We start from the raw sequence: 17,049 nt of genomic DNA on the forward strand, positions 1-17,049 counted from the left end.
GAATTCAAGGGTTTAGGAGCGAGGAATGAGAGTCCCGATAACCCAGAACGCGGGACGATTATCTTGCTATGACCTTTCGCTCAATGGCGTGCGAATCCAGGCTATCGCGAACAGCACCATCCACATTCCGTCGATCAAGCTGCCGTAAAAGGGGCCGATCATCCCGAGCCGGCCAGCCGACCAGAGCCAGAGGCATGCGATCAGGAAACCCGCCTTTTCCAGCACGCTCACCAGCATCAGCGGGCGATAGCGCACAGGGTCCCGGGCGATCAGGATGAAGGCCAATTGCCAGACCAGCGCAGACCCATAGAATCCATAATAGAATTCAGGGTGAGTGAGGTCGGGCGGCGAGGTGCGGTTGAATTCGCCTTCGAGAAAAAACCCCGGCAACAGCACAAGGATGCCGTAAATTGCCGCAAGCCAATAGGTGATCTTTGCGAATTTCATGGCTGCTTTCCGCCCTTTTTGCGCCTGTGCAGATTAACGGATGCAACGCGCAATTCCAAGGTTTGCCTGCAAGGGCTAGAAGCAGCGAATGACCTTGATCCGTTTGCCGCGCACGAGATGGAGCGTCATCGGTTCTGCCGTTCCTTTGACCTTGACCGTCAGCATCATGGCGTCACCGTTCACCGTGCCGCTATACAAGGTCGGCTGAAGCCGCGGCGGAGCATCAGCGGGCGTCGGCCCCGGCGCGTAGGTTTCAAACGTACCTTTGGCCTTGAAACCGTGGTGCGCATCAAGGCGCAGCGGGCCCTTGATCGTCCCCGATCCGCAATCGCGCTCAAGTGTGCCGCCGGTCGCCGACAGAATAAGCCGGGCCCGATCGCCACCCCATTCTCCTGTCAATGGCGGGTGAGTAGCGCCCGACAAGGTCATGGCAACCAGCGCGAGGAGCGAGCGTTTCGGCAGGGACATGGCATCATTTCCTATTCTGGCCCGGATTGTGTCTGGAAAAAACAAAAAAGGGGAGCGTTGCCGCTCCCCTTTCAAGTGTTCCCTCAGGAGCAAAGTCTCACGCGAAGGACGCTGAGTAACGGCGCCGACGCATCGCATAACCCATAAAGCCGAAGCCGAAGACCATCATGGCCCAGGTCTGCGGTTCGGGCACAGGCGTTGTCAGGACCGCAATGAACGTACCCCAACGCGATCCACCCGTTCCGCCTGGATGGCCGCCCGCCGCGTTGTTATATTCGCGGGCAAACTGGCCGATCAGATAGAAATTGTGGGCATTCGACGGATCGACCGAGACTTGGCTGTAGTCGCCCCAACGCTGGCGGCCGGCGGCTGGCTGACCGAAGAGGCTGCCATTGTGGTAATCGTCGACCAGGCTTTCCTTGAGCAGCATTTGATCGCCCATCGACTGCAGCTTGCCATCCGACATTGTGCGGAAAAGCTGGGCCATGAATGAAATCTTGCCGGTCGTCGGATCGAGACCCGAGCGATTGTAGCCAATCGCGACTTCGCCGAATTCATTCACTGCGATCGAGCCTTGATAATAGTCATAGCCCGCTTCGCCAATGTTGCCTTCGTCGAGGATCGCAAAGGTGTTTGCATCCAGAACGGTATAGCGAACGCGCGATTCATCAAGCCCATCTGTCAGATCATCCACGGTGTTGACCATGTAGATCCGTCCGTTGACTTCATAGACGCTGCTGCTGATCCGTTCGTCCAGCGTTGAAATGATGCGCTGGTTGGCGGCAATCGCGACGCTGGGCTGACGGCCTGGTCCGGGGCTCTGGAAAGCGGCCTGACCGAGATAGTTGACCGCACCAAGTGTTGCGCCCGACGCATCGGTCGAATTCAGGTTGTTCACGGTGAAGCCAAGCGAATCATAGTTGAACAATGACGCCGCAAGCACCTTGCCCGTAGACCCGCCCGATGTGCTGTTCACGCCCTGCAGCGCAAAACCGCGATCCTCGAACGTGCCCGGGAAATCGGTGGTGAACTGCTTGATGCCGGTGACCGTTGGGGCACTGGCGCCGAAAAGGCTGTCCAACGGAATGACATTGAGCGTCGTGCCGCGGAAGCTGTTGCTGCCACCCGCTGACGCTGGCGCGAAGTTGTTCGTACCGATGTAGACAGCGTTGCCATCAAGTGCGAGTGTCGGATAGTCGGCAGTCGCGCCAAATCCGAAACCGGCATAGCCTTCAAACTTGACTGACTTCCACCCACCGAGCGCGTCGTCCGTATCGGAAATCGCGATCTGGAGGTCCTTGGTGTTGGCCCCGAATGAAACAGCGATCCAGCGGCTTGCCGCTGCATTGTACATCACGCGTGAATCGCCATTCGATCCCGTCTGGCCAGCAGCCGCCCAGAAGGCAACGTCAGAGGTCAGCGAAAGTCTTTGGCCAGTATATTTGTCGAACACGGCATAGGCGCCATTGCTCGTTTCAAAATATTGCGTGCGACCAACGGCACCCATTGTGTCTGGCGGAATGAAATTGCGCCCAAAAGAAGCGCCGTCATACTGACTGATTCCTTCAAACCCCAAGGTGAAATTTGAAGAAACATTGCTCACCGGAGCCGATTCGCCGTTGGTATCAAGAGAAACATCACCTGGAATGGTGATCATCTTGGGCTGTTTGAATTCAAAATATGACTTGATGGTTGGTGCTGCACTTGCCGCTGTTGGCGCATAGGCCATCGCGCACAAGGCAATCAGTGGAAGTGACTTTGACAACTTCATGCTTACCCCCTGCCGTGATTGTTCCACCAGAGCTTAACCAAAAACTGCCCCCTCCCGGAAAACGTATTTCTACGCCCGGACTTCGATCTCAGACTTTGGTGCGACTCTCGTGTTGGTTAAGATTGTCTTAACGATCAACGAAGCGCAACATTATTTCGTCAATTATTTTCCCGTTCTGGGACAAAGGGCAGAAAGCCGTTCCAGAACGGCGCAAAGGCTTTGGGATTGCGCCTTTTGGCATGCCAGAAGAAACGAGGTTAACAGGGTTGCGGCGGTTTGTTCCAAGCCAGCATACGCGCTCAGCCGAATCGATTGTCTCGGGGAAATCCCGTTGGTGGCATCCGCCCGGCAGCACCGCGCGCAACACGCCACAAGGTCAGGTCGGCTTCAGTGCGCGTACGCCCGGTTTCGCCGCCCATCGGCCAACTCAGCCCCTCTTCGAAGCGGAAGCTCGTCGCATCGGACAGACCGCCGTCGCGGTACTTCTGGAGCGTAACCCCCTGCCCGCGCGTCATTTCGGGCAGCTCCTCAAGCGGAAAGACGACGAGCTTGCGGTTGTCCCCCACAACTGCCGCATAATCATGGCCGGCAGGAATCGTCCGCGCGACCGCCAGCTTGGCGCCGGTCCGCACATTGACGACCTGTCGGCCCTTGCGCGTTTCGGCAACAACCTCTGACGCATTGGCGACAAACCCCTTGCCGTCGGAAGCCGCCAGCAGGATGCGCTCATCGGCCCGGGCGGGAAAGAGATTCACGATGCCGACGCCATCGGGCAGGTCGATCATCAGGCGCACAGGTTCGCCAAAGCCCCGCCCGCCCGGCAGCTTGTCAGCCCCGAGCGTGAAGAACCGGCCATCTTCGGCTGCAAGCAGGATCTTGTCAGTCGTCTGGGCGTGAAATGCGAAGGCCGGGCCGTCGCCATCCTTGAACTTCAGTGCCTCGGCCGTGTCGAGTGCGACATGGCCCTTCATTGCGCGGACCCAGCCGCGCTGTGACATGATGATGGTAATCGGCTCCCGCTCGATCATGGCTTCCAGCGGGATATCCTTTGGAGCCGCCGCTTCGGCAATAAGCGTCCGGCGCTTTCCGATGGCCGTGTCGGGACCATAGGCCTGCCGCAGCGTGGCAAGATCCTTCTTCAACTTGGTCTTCTGACGCGCGGGGCTTTCTATGAGCGCGACAAGACCTTCGCGTTCCTCGGCAAGCTTTTCGCGCTCGGTCTTGATCTCGAATTCCTCAAGTCGCCGCAACGACCGCAGCCGCATGTTGAGAATGGCCTCGGCCTGCCGGTCATTGAGACTGAATTCGGCCATCATGACGGGCTTGGGCTCATCCTCGGTGCGGATGATCTCGATCACGCGATCGAGATTGAGATAGGCGATCAGATAACCGTCGAGCAGTTCGATCCGATCATCGATCTTGCCGAGCCTGTGCTGCGCCCGGCGAACCAGCACGTCGATCTGGTGCCGGATCCAGCGCGTCAGCACATCCTTGAGCGACAGCACCCGCGGCGTGCGGTCCGCATCCAGCACATTCATGTTGAGCGAGATGCGGACTTCAAGTTCGGAGAGTTTGAAGAGGCTTTCCATCAGCACATCGGGATCGACCGACCGGCTGCGCGGTTCGATCACGATGCGAATGGCTTCATCCGATTCATCGCGGACATCGGCCAGGATCGGCAGCTTCTTGTCATTGATGATCGCGGCAATCGCCTCGATCAGCTTGCCCTTCTGAACCTGGTAGGGAATTTCCGTGACGACGGCGACCCATGTCCCGCGCCCCTGATCCTCGACATGCCAGCGGGAGCGGACACGAAAGCCGCCGCGCCCTGTCGCATAGGCTTCGGCAATGACCGCCGCGCTGTCGATGATCTGCCCTCCGGTCGGAAGGTCCGGACCCTTGATATGTTCCAGCAGCGCCGCAGCGTCGGCATTCGGTTGCTCGATCAGGAGCGTCGCAGCGTCGATAATCTCTGCAACATTGTGCGGCGGAATGCTTGTCGCCATGCCCACCGCAATGCCGCTCGCCCCGTTGGCGAGAAGGTTGGGGAAAAGGCCGGGGAAGATTTCAGGCTCTTCATCCTCGCCATTGTATGTCGGCTTGTAATCGACCGTGCCATCATCAAGCCCGGACATGAGGGCAATGGCAGAGGGTGTCAGCCGCGCTTCGGTGTAGCGATAAGCCGCGGCATTGTCGCCATCGACATTGCCGAAATTACCCTGCCCGTCGACAAGTGGATAACGCAGCGCAAAATCCTGTGCGAGGCGGACCATTGCGTCATAGACCGACTGATCGCCATGCGGGTGATATTTGCCGATCACGTCACCCACGACGCGCGCGGACTTCTTGTAGGCGCTCGCCGGGTCGAGCTTCAGCAGCCGCATGGCCCAGAGCAGGCGGCGGTGGACCGGCTTCAGTCCGTCGCGCAGGTCAGGCAGCGAACGCGCCGTGATCGTCGACAGCGCATAGACCAGATAACGCTCCGAAAGCGCCGTATCGAAGGGCGTATCAAAAGCTTCACCGGGAACGGGCGCTGGATCGATCAGGTCAGACATGGGGCTGCCCCTAGGCCATCACGAAATGCGCGACAACGCCCCAGCAGCGAAATTCTACTGATCCGCCTCGACCGCGTAACCTGCATCCTTCCAGGCCTTCATGCCGCCATCAAGTGCGACGGCCCGCATGAAGCCCAATTGTTTGAGCGTCGCGGCAGCAAGGGTGGAGATCTTGCCGAATTCGCAGCAGGCAAGAATGCGCACGGTCGGATCGGGGAAAAGGTCATTGATGCGCAATTCGAGCTGACCACGGGCGAGATGCCGGGCGCCGGGAATATGGCCTTTCTCGAAGGCATCCTTTTCGCGGACGTCGAGGACAATCAGGTCGTTTGTACCCCGCGCAAGCTGTTCGTGGAGTTCGGCAAGCGACATGAACGGAACCGTGTGGGCCGCTTCGCTCAAGAGCTGCTCTACCGTGATGCCGCCGCTCATATTGGTGCGCAGTGCTTCGGTCAGGTGAGTGGGGGCGGCCAGGTTCAGTTCGCGCATCATGGCGACGAATTCCTGCCTGTCCCGCTTCTGCAGGCGGGGATTGGTCTCAATCTCCCGGCCGATCGTCGATTCACTGTTGCCCTTGTAATCATGGCCGGGAAAGACGCGGGTCGCCTGATCGAATTTGAGCAGTCGCCCGAACAGGCTGTCATAAAGCTGCTCGGGATCACCCGTCGGCAAATCGGTCCGCCCTGTCCCGCCAATCAGCAGCGTATCGCCTGTGAAGAGCGCGTCCCCCGCACTGAAGCACATAGAATCGCGGGTGTGCCCGGGCGTTGCCAGCGCCACCAGCCGGATATCCCCGGCGACAAGCATTTCACCATCATCAAGCCGCATGTCCGCAAATGGCGCCGGACTCTTCCGACCATGCACGACCGGGACGCCAAGCGCTGCACCAAGCTGGCGCGACGCGGAGAAATGATCGGCATGCGTATGCGTGTCGAGCAGGTAACAGAGCGAAAGCCCGTCGCGCGCAATGGCGGCCTTGTAGCGCTCGACGAGGTGGATTTCAGGATCGATCAGGATCGCCCGCCCGCTTGTTTCGCAACTGATCAGATAGGATCTGCAGCCGCCGTTCGCGAATGGTTCGATGTGCATGGACCGCCTCCCCCTCTTTGGACCGACAGGCTACTCCATTTTTTCCGAGTCCGGCAAATCTTCTCCGAAGCCTGTTTCTGGGACAGACCAACCTCGTGATCGCACAACGGCTTGACAGACCTCCCAATATTACCATATTTCCATAATTATAGAATCATTGGAGAATTTCATGGACGGGCCAAAAGTCATTCGCGCGCTTGGCGCTCTTGCGCAGGAGCACCGGCTGGCCGCTTACCGCCAGCTTGTTCAGGCCGGTCCTGACGGGATGGCGGCAGGTGCGCTCTCAGAAGTGCTGGGTGTCCCGGCATCGTCGATGAGTTTCCACCTTGCCCAACTCGCCAATGCCGGGCTTGTCGTCCAGCGTCGGCAGAGCCGCTCCATCATCTATTCTGCAGACTATGGGGCGATGAATGCCCTCATGTCCTACATGACCGAAAACTGCTGCGGCGGTGCCCAATGCTCCCCGGGCAATGCCTGCGATTCACCCTCCACCGAAGCAAAGGATGCCGCATGAAGCGTTTCCATGTCCATGTCGGGGTCTCCAACCTCGACCAATCCATCGCTTTCTACTCCAGTCTTTTCGGCGCCCCGCCGAGTGTCACCAAATCCGACTATGCAAAGTGGATGCTCGAGGACCCACGGATCAATTTTGCGATCTCCCGCAAGTGCGGCGCGACAAAAGGTGTGGAACATCTTGGCCTGCAGGTCGAGGACAAGTGCGAACTCTCAGACGTCTATGGCCGACTGAAGGCCGCCAAGGGCCCGGTGCTGGAGGAAGGCGCCACAACCTGCTGCTACGCCAAATCGGAAAAGAGCTGGATTGCCGATCCCGATGGCGTCGTCTGGGAAGCGTTCCTGACAACGGGGGACAGCACCATCTATGGCCAAGGCCCCGATTTTGCAGGCCTCGCCTCGGACAATGCAGCCGCCAACGCTTGTTGCGCTCCACAAGTGGCCGCGCCGGCAGCATCCCCCTGCTGCTGAAAGGGCGGACCCCATGAAAGACAAAATCTACAACGTGCTGTTCCTCTGCACGGGCAACAGTGCGCGCTCGATCATCGGCGAAGTCCTCATGAACCATGACGGCGCCGGTCGCTTCAAGGCCTTCAGTGCAGGCAGCCAACCGAAGGGTGAGGTACACCCGGAGGCCTTGAAATTGCTCTCCGGCCTGGGATTCGCAACAGACGGGCTCCGCTCAAAGAGCTGGGACGAGTTCACCGGACCCGGCGCGCCCGAGTTCGATTTCATCTTCACGGTCTGCGACAATGCGGCCGGTGAAATATGCCCCGTCTGGATTGGTCATCCGATGACGGCACATTGGGGCATCGAAGACCCCGCGGCCGCATCAGTCGCGGATCAGCCTGAGGCCTTCCGGCAGGCGCTGCGCTACCTGCGGCGGCGCATCGAGCTCTTCCTCACCCTGCCGCTGGACAGCCTTGATCGCATGGCGACCGAGCGCACGCTCAAGGAAATCGGCCACAGCGAAGGCACGACAGCGCTCAGGCAGGACGCATGAACGCAACCCTCTCCGCATCAGCCGGCATTGAGGCGCCACTGAAGCAACTCTCCTTCCTCGATCGGTACCTGACAGTCTGGATCTTCGCCGCGATGGCACTAGGTATCGCGCTGGGTTCGCTCGTCCCCGCCATTCCCGAAACGCTTGGCGCCCTGTCGATCGGCTCGACAAGCATTCCGATTGCCATTGGTCTCATCCTGATGATGTTCCCGCCACTCGCCAAAGTGCGCTATGAGGAACTGGGGCAGGTTTTCCGCGACGGAAAGATGCTTGGCCTGTCATTCGTCCTGTGCTGGATCGTGGCACCGGCCTTCATGTTTGCGCTGGCAACACTGCTCCTCCCCGACAAGCCGGAATATATGACGGGCCTGATCCTGATTGGGATCGCGCCCTGCATCGCCATGGTGCTGGTCTGGAACCAGCTCGCCAAGGGCAACCCCGAATATGTGACGGGCCTCATTGCCTTCAATTCGCTGTTCCAGATCGTCTTCTATGTGCCCTATGCCTGGTTCTACCTGACGGTGCTGCCGCCCGTCTTTGGCCTTGATGCGCATGTCGTGAACATCGACTTCACGATGATCGCCAGGGCAGTGCTGACCTACCTCGGCGTGCCGTTTCTTGCAGGCTTCCTCGTCCGGCGCACGCTCATCAAGGCGCGCGGCGCAGACTGGTACGAAGGCCGATTCCTGCCTGCGATCAGCCCGATCACGCTTGTCGCCCTGCTGTTCACGATCATAGCCATGTTCAGCCTCAAAGGCGGCGAAATCCTCGCCCTGCCGGTGGATGCGCTGCGGATCGGCGTGCCGTTGGTCATTTTCTTTGTAGTCATGTTCGTGCTCGCCTTTGCCAGCGGTCGGGCAATCGGTGCAGATTATCCGCGGACAGCGGCACTCTCCTTCACCGCCGCGTCCAACAATTTCGAACTGGCCATTGCGGTTGCCATTGCGGCCTTCGGCCTCGCATCGCCCGTGGCTTTCGCAGCAGTGATCGGCCCGCTCGTCGAGGTGCCCGTGCTGATTGCACTGGTCAATCTTGCGCTCTGGTTCGAGCGGCGCTGGTTCACGGCACCCCGATAACTAGACCGTCAGGGCCACATACGCTGGAGTTCGGAATGCTTGTCGAGGAACTGGTGCTTCAGCGCGCCCGCGACATGCAGGAAGACCAGCAGATAGAGGATCAGGGCGAGGCTTTCGTGAACCTCCCCGAAAAGGCCGTGGAGGCTTTCCTTCACGGCAGGATCCATGTTCATGATCCAGCCGATCCGTGGCCATTCGAACAGGCCAAACCAGTACATCTTGACCTCTGGCGCGGCTTTCCAGGCGCTGTCGTGGAGCCAGCCCGAAATCGGCATTGCGAAGATGATGACATAGAGAAAAACATGGGCAGCCTTGGATGCGATCTTCTCCCATGGCTTGTACTCGTCCGGCAAGGCCGGCGGCACGTGCGTCGCGCGCCAGAGGAGGCGCATGATGGCCAGTCCGAGAACCGTGATGCCGATCGACTTATGCATGTCGATCAAGGGGCGGATATTGTCTTCCCCGAACGATTCAAAAAGCAGACCCAGCGCCACATTCGCCAAGATGAGCAATGCGATCACCCAATGAAGGAGAATGGCAGTGCGGGAATAACGGGCGACAATTGCTGTCATACAGTCTCCGTTCAGATGTGACTCACCAGAGTGAAACTTAGCGGTAGCAAAGCACCGCGTGCATAGCTAGGTCGAGCGGCATCGCATGAATTTTCACTTCTCCCCCCCAGACGATGCGCTTGAGGGCCGCCGGATCGCCGCATCGGCCCGCTATTCGCCCCGTGTCGTTCCCCTGATCAGTCCGCTCATTGGGGGGGGCGTGATCGTGGCGTTTGCCTGCCTCATCGCGCAGGCGTTTTTCCGACAGGGCCTTGCCGCCTGGAGCGCGGGACTCGCCTACATCTTCTATGACACTTGCCTTCTCGCCTTTACCGGCTGGCAGGCCCGCAAGCTCTATCGGCCAGCGCTTCCGGCTGTTTCGGACGCGCCCCGACCGACCCTCGCGGTCATTATTGCAGCGCATAATGAAGAGCACGCCATTGCTGTCACGATCGATGCGCTTGCCGCCCAGACGGATGCGCCCGACCTGATCCTGGTCGCCGATGACGGGTCGACTGATGGCATGGGAGACGTGCTTGAAACGCGATATCGGCTGCAGCGACCAGAATTCGGGCAAACCTGCCTGCCAGGACCGGTGATGCCGTCGCTGCGCTGGCTGCGCCTGCCACAGGGCGGAAAGGCTCGGGTTCTCAACGCTGCCCTTGCCATGACGGATTGCGACATTGTCCTGACCGTGGATGCGGACACGCTGGTCGAAAACCACGCGATTGCGGCCATGCGAGAGAGTTTCCGGACCGAACCGGGTCTAGTCGCGGCAACGGGCGTGCTGACTCCGGTCTGCGGCAAAGGCCCGGTCGCCCGCTTTTTTCAATGGTTCCAGACCTATGAATATGTCCGCAACTTCGTCTCGCGTTATGCTTGGATGCAGCTCAATGGCCTGCTGCTTATTTCAGGAGCCTTTGCAGCGTTCCGGCGCGATGCCCTTGTCACTGTCGGCGGCTTTGATCCAGACTGCCTGGTGGAAGATTATGAACTGATCCACCGGCTGCATCGCTGGTCTGCCGAACATGGCAAGGGCTGGACGGTCCGCGTGATCGGGGCGGCACGTGCCCGCACCGATGCTCCTGAAACGCTGATGTCCTTCCTGCGGCAGCGCCGCCGCTGGTTTGCCGGCTTCCTTCAGACCCAGCGCTGGAACCGTGACATGACGGGCAATGCTCGCTTTGGAAAACTGGGCACGGCGATGATGCCGGTCAAGGCACTCGACACGCTCCAGCCAATCTACGGACTTGCTGCGTTCATACTCCTGATCGGTTTCGTCGCGACCGGGCGCTATGCCTTGGCCTTCCCGATCCTGCTGGTGATGATCGGCAAGATTGTGATCGATATCAGCTTTCACCTCTGGTGCCTTGGACACTACCGGCGCTGGACGGGCGACAAGCAAAGCGCAGGTGCTGCAAAGGCGCTGTTTGCGGCAGTGCTTGAACCGTTCAGTTTCCAGCTGATGCGCCATGCGGGAGCAGCCTGGGGCTGGTGGACCTTCCTGACCGGCCAGCACAGCTGGGGACGGCAGAGCCGTCGCGGCATCGTCGCGCAGGCCATCGCGCGCTTGCCCTATTGAGGGTTTTGGGCCTATAGACTTTCCGTGCCCCGGCGGCCCGGTTTCCATCAAACGGAACACCGCTGCCGGGGCTTTGCTCATTTGAAAGGCCCGTGCATGAACCGCCGCCGCCAGATTTACGAAGGCAAGGCCAAGATCCTCTATGAGGGGCCGGAGCCCGGCACGCTGATCCAGTATTTCAAGGATGATGCGACGGCGTTCAATGCCCAGAAGAAGGGCACGATCAACGGCAAGGGCGTGATCAACAACCGCATTTCCGAGCACGTCTTCACCTTGCTCGGCCACATCGGCATTCCGCACCATTTCATCAAGCGCCTGAACATGCGCGAACAGCTTGTCCGCCAGGTAGAGATCGTTCCGATCGAAGTCGTGGTGCGTAACGTGGCGGCCGGTTCGCTTTCGAAGCGTCTGGGCATTGAAGAAGGCGAGCAGCTCCCGCGGACGATCCTTGAATATTATTACAAGGACGACGCGCTGGGCGATCCGCTGATTACCGACGAACACATTGCCTGCTTCGGCTGGGCGAGCCAGGAAGAAATGCACGACATTTCCGACATGGCAATCCGCATCAACGACTTCATGTCGGGGATGTTCGCCGGAATCGGCATTCGCCTTGTCGACTTCAAGCTTGAATTCGGGCGCGTCTGGGAAAATGACTTTTCGCGCATCATCCTGGCTGACGAGATCAGCCCCGATGGCTGCCGCCTATGGGATATTGCGACCAACGAAAAGCTCGACAAGGACCGCTTCCGTCGGGACATGGGCGGCGAAGTCGAAGCCTATCAGGAAGTCGCGCGACGCATGGGCCTTTTGCCTGAAGGCGTGGACAGCGCCGTTCTCGACCTTGAAACGCACCGCAAGAAGCGGGGCAAATAGGCTCTAGGACCCGACGCGCGCCACGCGAACGGCGAGGCCAAGTTCGGGATAGACGGCGCGCGCGTCTTCGTCTGTGGATGAAACGGGCTCGACAACCAGCTTGCGGTTGACCTTGTCGCGGTGATGCATACGCGCGGTATTCTCCTGCCCGACGTAGCAGCCCTTGGTAAAGCTCACGCCATTCTGCTCACGCGCGTTGCATTCGAGCCAGAGTGTCTTGTCGTTGCCGAGTTCTGCCATGCCTTCGACAATGCCGCGTGAAAGGCGATGCGCAAGCCAGCCCTTCGCGGGCTCTCCCGGCGGGGCGATCCAGCGAAAGCCAAGGCCAGGATCGCGTGGATCAGGGACGCCCTGCCCCACCTCAATTGACCAATGCACGGCCAGTGTTGGGTCCACAGCTATGGTGATGGGCTTGCGCAAGCGATACATCGACAGGCGCTTGACGAGTGCCGGGGCCTCGCTCGCTTCGCAGTCAAGTAAAAGGTCATCCCCATCGGCCCAGACCAGAAAGTCGAACAGGGCCTTGCCTTGCGGCGTCAGCAACCCGGCCCAGACAGGCAGCTGACCCAGAACATCGTTTGTCACGAGCCCCTGAAGGAAGCCGCGCACGTCTTCTCCGGACAAGCGAACCAGCGCACGATCAACAAGGGTGGTTTTCGTCATCATCCCCATTTAGGGAGAGTTGCAGGAAAACCAAGCCGGAGCCTTCATGACCGACAGCCTCACCATCCGGCGCCCCGATGACTGGCACGTCCATCTGCGCGATGGCCCCATGTTGCAGGCCGTCTTGCCTTATACGGCACACCAGTTCGCGCGCGCGATTGTCATGCCCAACCTGTCTCCGCCCGTAACCAATGTAGCCGAAGGCCTTGCTTACCGCTCACGGATAGAAGCGGCGATTCCTGCGGGCATGGACTTCACCCCGCTGATTGTTGCCTATCTGACTGACAGCAGCGACGCCGATGAAATCGCCCGTGGCCATGCTGACGGAGTGTTCACGGCGTGCAAGCTCTATCCCGCGCACGCGACAACCAATTCGGCTCATGGTGTGACGGACATTCGCAACATCATGCCCGTGCTCGAACGAATGCAGGCGATCGGCATGCCGCTGCTCGTGCACGGCGAGGTGACTGATCCGACGACGGACATTTTCGACCGCGAGGCGATCTTCATCGAGCGTATCCTCGCACCCCTGTCACGGCAGTTGCCAGCGCTCAAGATTGTCTTCGAACACATCACGACCGCAGACGCGGCAGACTTTGTAGCATCAGCGCCGGCCAACATTGCCGCGACGATCACACCCCACCATCTGCATATCAACCGCAACGCGATGTTTGCAGGCGGTATCCGTCCCCATGCCTATTGCCTGCCGGTCGCCAAGCGGGAACAGCACCGGCTGGCGATCCGCAAGGCGGCTGTATCGGGCTCACCCAAATTCTTCCTTGGCACGGACAGCGCACCGCACGCACGCCACACCAAGGAAGCAGCCTGCGGCTGTGCGGGCATTTTCAACGCGCCCTATGCGCTTGAAAGCTATGCGGCCGCCTTCGACGAGGACGGCGCGCTCGACAGGCTGGAAGGCTTTGCATCAGAATTCGGGCCGCGCTTTTATGGGCTTCCGCTCAATTCCGGCTCAGTCACGCTGGAACGGCACCCCTTGCAAGTGCCGGACCGGATCGCCGCAGATGGAGCCGAGCTGGTGCCGTTTCACGCCGGGGAAGCAATTGGCTGGAGGCTTCTAAGTCACTAGTGCGTCGCCCCTGCGCGGGGGCAACGAAATCATTGCAGCCGCACGAGCGCTTCGGGCACCTTTTCGCTCGAAGAGTCGATCGACCAGCTGAGTGCGCGGCCATTGGCGACCTTGGTCGGACCATTCTCTGTATTGTTGGTCAGAATTTCGCCGTCAGTCGTTACAGTCAGCACACCCTTTGTACGCGTTGATTGCGGCACGTCATTGGTCGCGGGAGCACCTAATGCCTTCATCTTTGCCGCCATCCCCCGCAGGCCGCCGCCAATCAAGGCTGGCGCCGATACGGCGACAGAGCCCTGATCACGCTTGCGAAGCTGGACAAAGGGAATGATGAAATCGCCCTGCGGGAATGTCGGGAAGATGAAGTCATAGCCGAGCTTTCCGGTGATTCGGTAATCCACCTGAAAGACGCCCTTGCCCTTGTAGACCACAGACTTCCAGCCATCATATCTTATCAGTTGTGCCGCGAACTTTTGGTTGGCGGCGTCATCAAGCGGGCTGTATCCGAAAAGTGCTGCAAACTGCTGGCTGTCCTTGAGTTTCTTGTCGGCCGAAACCCTTTGCTCCGCTTCCCATGCCTTCTTCTTTTCTGCCAGTTCAGCCTTGGTGCAAGGACGATTTTCTTCGGATGAAGCCTCTTCATCGCCGGTCTGTTTCGCCCCGGGGATGGGGCCCGAACAGCTTGCCTTGTCATCGGTCCAGACGTCTGTCTTGCTGTCCTTCATCATTTCGTCCGGGGACTGGAAGATGATTTCACCCTGATAGGCAAAGGTGAAATTTCCATCCTTGCGCAGGTCGAGGTTGGACGAGAAGGCGCCAGGAATCAGGAAACAGCTGGTTAGCGCCAGGGGCAAAAGCAGAACTGCCATCAGGCGCAACATGATCTTCATGTCAGTCTTCCTTCCGCGTCACGGCAGCATACAGAGCGATTGCCGCTGCGTTCGAAACATTCAGGCTTTCGACCTTGCCGCTGATCGGCAATTTCGCCAGTTCGTCGCAATGCGCCTCGGTGTTCTGGCGCATGCCTTCGCCTTCTGCCCCGAGGACAAGCGCCACCTTTTGTGGCCCCATCGCCTCATCGAGTGTCTGGCGCGCATGACCCGTGAGCCCGATCCGCCAGAAGCCCGCTTCGGCGATTTCCTCAAGCGCGCGCGCAAGATTCACCACCCGAACCCAGGGCACGACTTCGAGCGCGCCCGAGGCCGCCCGCGCGACTGTACCGGATTCAGGCGGGGCATGCCGGTCCTGCGTCACGATGCCCAGAGCATCGAAGGCAGCAGCCGAACGCAGGATGGCCCCGACATTGTGCGGATCCGTGACCTGATCGAGCACAAGCAAGGGTCGCCTGTCTTCTGCACCGCGATCGAGCAATTCGCCCAGCCAGACATCGTCCAGCGGCTCAACTTCTGCAACGAGGCCCTGATGCGGCGCATCGGACGGCACCATCCGCCCCAAGTCAGCCACATCGGCATAGGTGATGGGCAGGACGGGCGGCAGTTCAAGCGCGCCAAGCGCTTCACGCGTGCCCCAGATCTTCCGGACGACGCGTTCGGGATTGGCAAGCGCCGCAATCACGGCATGACGACCCCAGAATCGAGGCCGGTTGCCTGGTGTCGTTGCCTGTCGATTGCCCCTGCGCATGGGAATGCTTCATCGCCCAAAACGCGCTGGCTGGCTAGGGGGCATTCCTGGACACATCCAGGTTTTGAGTGAATTTTCAGCGCGCGTCAGGTTCGACGCGACTCATCCAATCTGGTAAGACCAACCGTACGCTATTGAGTCACACTGACATTCCGACCGAAGGAGCGCAAATGCGAAGGCCCGTTGTTACAGCCTTTCTCGGCCTTTTGCTTCTAGGGGCAGCAGCAGAGCGCGCGGGAGCCGAACCAGCGGCAGAGGCTGCCAAGATCGTGCGCCTTCCGCGCGGCACCGAAATCAGGGTTCGAACCGACTATGGCATTTCGTCAAAGGCGGCGCGGGTGGACGATGCCGTCTATCTCAAAGTCGCCGAAGCAGTCGTCTACAATGGCATCATCGTGATCCCGGAAGGCGCTTCGGTCAAAGGCCATGTGTCTGAAGTGACGGCGCCCGGCGGGTTCGGGAAGACCGGGAGTGTCGTGATCGATGCCGATTATGTGATGGTCGGCGAAGACCGGATCAAGGTTTCCGGATCGACTGCCGAACGTGGCCGACCGATTGGCGCGTCCGTCAACGAGGGAGTCCTGCGTGTTCCGCTCGGCAAGGGCAAGAACGTCAACATCGAGGCGGGAACGCTGTTTCTCGCCTATACCGAACAGGCTTACTGAGCCGCTTGCTCAGGCCGGGCCTTTGGCCTCCCGCCTTGCAGCATTGACGAGCGTCGCAATCATCCAGGCCTTTGTGCGTCGGGCATCAGCATCGTCTGACCGAAGCACGTCCTTGAACACCACCATTGCTTCGGTCCCGATGATGAGGCCCAGCGCGGCAACCAGCATCTCGCGCATTTCAGGGCTGAACTCATCGCGCGCCGGCTCCAGTGCCGCTTCAATCAGAGGGGTGCGGCGGTTCTGTCGCGCAGGGATACCGCCTTCAACCTTTGGTCCCCGCTGAAGCGAATGGGCCAGCATGGCGCGAAGTGATGGCTCGTGCGCATTGATCATGTCATGCAGTGCCGAATCGACCCGGTTGAGCCGGTTGATCGGATCGCTCGAGTCTTCCAACCCGAAGAGCTCATCTGGGTGGGGGACGGCAATATCGAGCGAAGCTTCCAGCAAAAGTGCATCAAGGCCGGAAAAGTATCGATACGCCGTGGCGCGCGAAATGTTGGCTTCCGCGGCGACATCGTCGAGCGTCGGCGTCCCGCCTCGTGCGAGCAACCGCGATGCTGCTTCAAGCAGGTCCTTGCGTGTGCGCAGTTTCTGGTTGGTGCGGCTCATTGGTCCTGCGGCAGTTGCTGCTGGATCGTTGCAAGGTCCACCCACACATTCTCTCGCGAAATGGCGCCGTCGTCCTTGAATTCAAGGACATGGAGCAGACGAAAGCTGAGCGGCCGGTTCCGGCCTTCGATGCCAAAGGGGCGTCCGGGCGCTCGACCACTCCAAAGCGAATCATCGACCATGAAGTTGTCGCCATAGAGCCGCCGGCGACTGACCACCTGTCCGTCTGAGAGATCCGAAAACAAGGCCTCATAAAAGCCCCGTGCGGCCGCCGGACCATAAGTCGGTCCTGAAGGCATGCCCACGATATCGTGGACGACATCGTCGCTCAGTGTGGCAAGCACGCCTTCAACATTGTCCGACATCTCGAAGCCGAAATGCTCATCAAGCTTCTGGTCCATCTGCTCGCGCGTAAGAGCCATGATCGAATCCTCCTGGGTTGATCAACTCTTT

General features: G+C 59.8%; 19 protein-coding genes. 8 read left to right on the forward strand and 11 right to left on the reverse strand.

What is annotated here, in order from left to right:
• Positions 1-66: 66 nt before the first annotated feature.
• The 5 genes from K0O24_RS00590 to K0O24_RS00610 form a co-directional block, all read right to left on the reverse strand.
• A complete protein-coding gene (locus tag K0O24_RS00590; protein ID WP_219893921.1) occupies positions 67-447 on the reverse strand; it encodes a cupin domain-containing protein in 381 nt (126 codons plus the stop codon).
• A gap of 75 nt (positions 448-522) precedes the next feature.
• Positions 523-915 (reverse strand): hypothetical protein, encoded by a 393-nt coding sequence (locus K0O24_RS00595; protein WP_219893922.1) that lies wholly within the window; start codon positions 913-915, stop codon positions 523-525.
• A gap of 97 nt (positions 916-1,012) precedes the next feature.
• Positions 1,013-2,686 (reverse strand): PEPxxWA-CTERM sorting domain-containing protein, encoded by a 1,674-nt coding sequence (locus tag K0O24_RS16690; protein WP_246611070.1) that lies wholly within the window; start codon positions 2,684-2,686, stop codon positions 1,013-1,015.
• Positions 2,687-2,985: 299 nt separating this feature from the next.
• Positions 2,986-5,241: a DNA topoisomerase IV subunit A gene (gene parC / locus K0O24_RS00605; protein ID WP_219893923.1), complete on the reverse strand. Its 2,256-nt coding sequence runs from the start codon at positions 5,239-5,241 to the stop codon at positions 2,986-2,988.
• 54 nt (positions 5,242-5,295) lie between these two features.
• Entirely contained in the window at positions 5,296-6,330 is a 1,035-nt protein-coding gene (locus K0O24_RS00610) for an MBL fold metallo-hydrolase (RefSeq protein WP_219893924.1), read from the reverse strand.
• A 169-nt stretch (positions 6,331-6,499) separates the two neighbouring features.
• Between K0O24_RS00610 and K0O24_RS00615 the strand changes: the two genes are divergently transcribed.
• The 4 genes from K0O24_RS00615 to arsB are packed head-to-tail and all read left to right on the forward strand — an operon-like array spanning position 6,500 to position 8,922.
• Entirely contained in the window at positions 6,500-6,844 is a 345-nt protein-coding gene (locus K0O24_RS00615) for an ArsR/SmtB family transcription factor (protein WP_219893925.1), read from the forward strand.
• On the forward strand, positions 6,841-7,314 hold the full coding sequence (locus K0O24_RS00620) for an ArsI/CadI family heavy metal resistance metalloenzyme (RefSeq protein ID WP_219893926.1): 474 nt from the start codon (positions 6,841-6,843) through the stop codon (positions 7,312-7,314). The genes K0O24_RS00615 and K0O24_RS00620 overlap by 4 nt, the downstream gene beginning before the upstream one ends.
• 13 nt (positions 7,315-7,327) lie before the next feature.
• Entirely contained in the window at positions 7,328-7,846 is a 519-nt protein-coding gene (locus tag K0O24_RS00625) for an arsenate reductase ArsC (RefSeq protein ID WP_219893927.1), read from the forward strand.
• Entirely contained in the window at positions 7,843-8,922 is a 1,080-nt protein-coding gene (gene arsB / locus K0O24_RS00630) for an ACR3 family arsenite efflux transporter (RefSeq protein WP_281421686.1), read from the forward strand. Before K0O24_RS00625 ends, arsB begins: the two co-directional genes overlap by 4 nt.
• A gap of 8 nt (positions 8,923-8,930) precedes the next feature.
• Here arsB and K0O24_RS00635 read toward each other — a convergent pair whose 3' ends face one another.
• Positions 8,931-9,494, reverse strand: a complete 564-nt coding sequence (locus tag K0O24_RS00635; protein WP_246611071.1) for a cytochrome b — start codon at positions 9,492-9,494, stop codon at positions 8,931-8,933.
• Between the two features lie 85 nt (positions 9,495-9,579).
• On the opposite strand from K0O24_RS00635, the gene K0O24_RS00640 reads away from it, so the two are divergent.
• Both K0O24_RS00640 and purC read left to right on the forward strand, forming a co-directional pair.
• Positions 9,580-11,055, forward strand: a complete 1,476-nt coding sequence (locus tag K0O24_RS00640; protein WP_219893928.1) for a glycosyltransferase family 2 protein — start codon at positions 9,580-9,582, stop codon at positions 11,053-11,055.
• A 96-nt stretch (positions 11,056-11,151) separates the two neighbouring features.
• Positions 11,152-11,931 (forward strand): phosphoribosylaminoimidazolesuccinocarboxamide synthase, encoded by a 780-nt coding sequence (gene purC, locus K0O24_RS00645; protein WP_219893929.1) that lies wholly within the window; start codon positions 11,152-11,154, stop codon positions 11,929-11,931.
• Positions 11,932-11,934: 3 nt separating this feature from the next.
• Here the strand turns inward: purC and ygfZ are convergent, their stop codons facing one another.
• Positions 11,935-12,594 (reverse strand): CAF17-like 4Fe-4S cluster assembly/insertion protein YgfZ, encoded by a 660-nt coding sequence (gene ygfZ, locus K0O24_RS00650; protein WP_219895400.1) that lies wholly within the window; start codon positions 12,592-12,594, stop codon positions 11,935-11,937.
• Positions 12,595-12,640: 46 nt separating this feature from the next.
• Between ygfZ and pyrC the strand changes: the two genes are divergently transcribed.
• Positions 12,641-13,681, forward strand: a complete 1,041-nt coding sequence (gene pyrC / locus K0O24_RS00655) for a dihydroorotase (RefSeq protein WP_219893930.1) — start codon at positions 12,641-12,643, stop codon at positions 13,679-13,681.
• A gap of 29 nt (positions 13,682-13,710) precedes the next feature.
• On the opposite strand, the gene K0O24_RS00660 is transcribed toward pyrC, so the two are convergent.
• Together K0O24_RS00660 and rlmB are read right to left on the reverse strand one after the other, a co-directional pair.
• Positions 13,711-14,571, reverse strand: coding sequence for a hypothetical protein (locus K0O24_RS00660; RefSeq protein ID WP_219893931.1), 861 nt, complete (start codon positions 14,569-14,571; stop codon positions 13,711-13,713).
• 1 nt (position 14,572) lies between these two features.
• Complete coding sequence (rlmB, locus tag K0O24_RS00665; protein ID WP_219893932.1) at positions 14,573-15,322, reverse strand: 23S rRNA (guanosine(2251)-2'-O)-methyltransferase RlmB; 750 nt, start codon at positions 15,320-15,322, stop codon at positions 14,573-14,575.
• A gap of 170 nt (positions 15,323-15,492) precedes the next feature.
• On the opposite strand from rlmB, the gene K0O24_RS00670 reads away from it, so the two are divergent.
• Positions 15,493-15,987, forward strand: a complete 495-nt coding sequence (locus K0O24_RS00670; protein ID WP_219893933.1) for a hypothetical protein — start codon at positions 15,493-15,495, stop codon at positions 15,985-15,987.
• Positions 15,988-15,996: 9 nt separating this feature from the next.
• Here the strand turns inward: K0O24_RS00670 and K0O24_RS00675 are convergent, their stop codons facing one another.
• Together K0O24_RS00675 and K0O24_RS00680 are read right to left on the reverse strand one after the other, a co-directional pair.
• On the reverse strand, positions 15,997-16,596 hold the full coding sequence (locus tag K0O24_RS00675; RefSeq protein ID WP_219893934.1) for a TetR/AcrR family transcriptional regulator: 600 nt from the start codon (positions 16,594-16,596) through the stop codon (positions 15,997-15,999).
• The gene (locus K0O24_RS00680) at positions 16,593-17,018 is read right to left on the reverse strand and encodes an ester cyclase (protein ID WP_219893935.1); all 426 of its coding nucleotides are present in this window, start codon (positions 17,016-17,018) and stop codon (positions 16,593-16,595) included. The genes K0O24_RS00675 and K0O24_RS00680 overlap by 4 nt, the downstream gene beginning before the upstream one ends.
• Positions 17,019-17,049: the final 31 nt, after the last annotated feature.

Origin of the sequence: Aquisediminimonas profunda (assembly GCF_019443285.1) — a bacterium.
GTDB lineage: Bacteria > Pseudomonadota > Alphaproteobacteria > Sphingomonadales > Sphingomonadaceae > Aquisediminimonas > Aquisediminimonas profunda.

Bases quoted from the DNA above. Each gene is read 5' to 3' on its own strand.
- K0O24_RS00590 (WP_219893921.1), bottom strand. From the start codon at position 447: ATGAAATTCGCAAAGATCACCTATTGGCTTGCGGCAATTTACGGCATC.
- K0O24_RS00595 (WP_219893922.1), bottom strand. From the start codon at position 915: ATGTCCCTGCCGAAACGCTCGCTCCTCGCGCTGGTTGCCATGACCTTG.
- K0O24_RS16690 (WP_246611070.1), bottom strand. From the start codon at position 2,686: ATGAAGTTGTCAAAGTCACTTCCACTGATTGCCTTGTGCGCGATGGCC.
- parC (WP_219893923.1), bottom strand. From the start codon at position 5,241: ATGTCTGACCTGATCGATCCAGCGCCCGTTCCCGGTGAAGCTTTTGAT.
- K0O24_RS00610 (WP_219893924.1), bottom strand. From the start codon at position 6,330: ATGCACATCGAACCATTCGCGAACGGCGGCTGCAGATCCTATCTGATC.
- K0O24_RS00615 (WP_219893925.1), top strand. From the start codon at position 6,500: ATGGACGGGCCAAAAGTCATTCGCGCGCTTGGCGCTCTTGCGCAGGAG.
- K0O24_RS00620 (WP_219893926.1), top strand. From the start codon at position 6,841: ATGAAGCGTTTCCATGTCCATGTCGGGGTCTCCAACCTCGACCAATCC.
- K0O24_RS00625 (WP_219893927.1), top strand. From the start codon at position 7,328: ATGAAAGACAAAATCTACAACGTGCTGTTCCTCTGCACGGGCAACAGT.
- arsB (WP_281421686.1), top strand. From the start codon at position 7,843: ATGAACGCAACCCTCTCCGCATCAGCCGGCATTGAGGCGCCACTGAAG.
- K0O24_RS00635 (WP_246611071.1), bottom strand. From the start codon at position 9,494: ATGACAGCAATTGTCGCCCGTTATTCCCGCACTGCCATTCTCCTTCAT.
- K0O24_RS00640 (WP_219893928.1), top strand. From the start codon at position 9,580: ATGAATTTTCACTTCTCCCCCCCAGACGATGCGCTTGAGGGCCGCCGG.
- purC (WP_219893929.1), top strand. From the start codon at position 11,152: ATGAACCGCCGCCGCCAGATTTACGAAGGCAAGGCCAAGATCCTCTAT.
- ygfZ (WP_219895400.1), bottom strand. From the start codon at position 12,594: ATGACGAAAACCACCCTTGTTGATCGTGCGCTGGTTCGCTTGTCCGGA.
- pyrC (WP_219893930.1), top strand. From the start codon at position 12,641: ATGACCGACAGCCTCACCATCCGGCGCCCCGATGACTGGCACGTCCAT.
- K0O24_RS00660 (WP_219893931.1), bottom strand. From the start codon at position 14,571: ATGAAGATCATGTTGCGCCTGATGGCAGTTCTGCTTTTGCCCCTGGCG.
- rlmB (WP_219893932.1), bottom strand. From the start codon at position 15,322: ATGCGCAGGGGCAATCGACAGGCAACGACACCAGGCAACCGGCCTCGA.
- K0O24_RS00670 (WP_219893933.1), top strand. From the start codon at position 15,493: ATGCGAAGGCCCGTTGTTACAGCCTTTCTCGGCCTTTTGCTTCTAGGG.
- K0O24_RS00675 (WP_219893934.1), bottom strand. From the start codon at position 16,596: ATGAGCCGCACCAACCAGAAACTGCGCACACGCAAGGACCTGCTTGAA.
- K0O24_RS00680 (WP_219893935.1), bottom strand. From the start codon at position 17,018: ATGGCTCTTACGCGCGAGCAGATGGACCAGAAGCTTGATGAGCATTTC.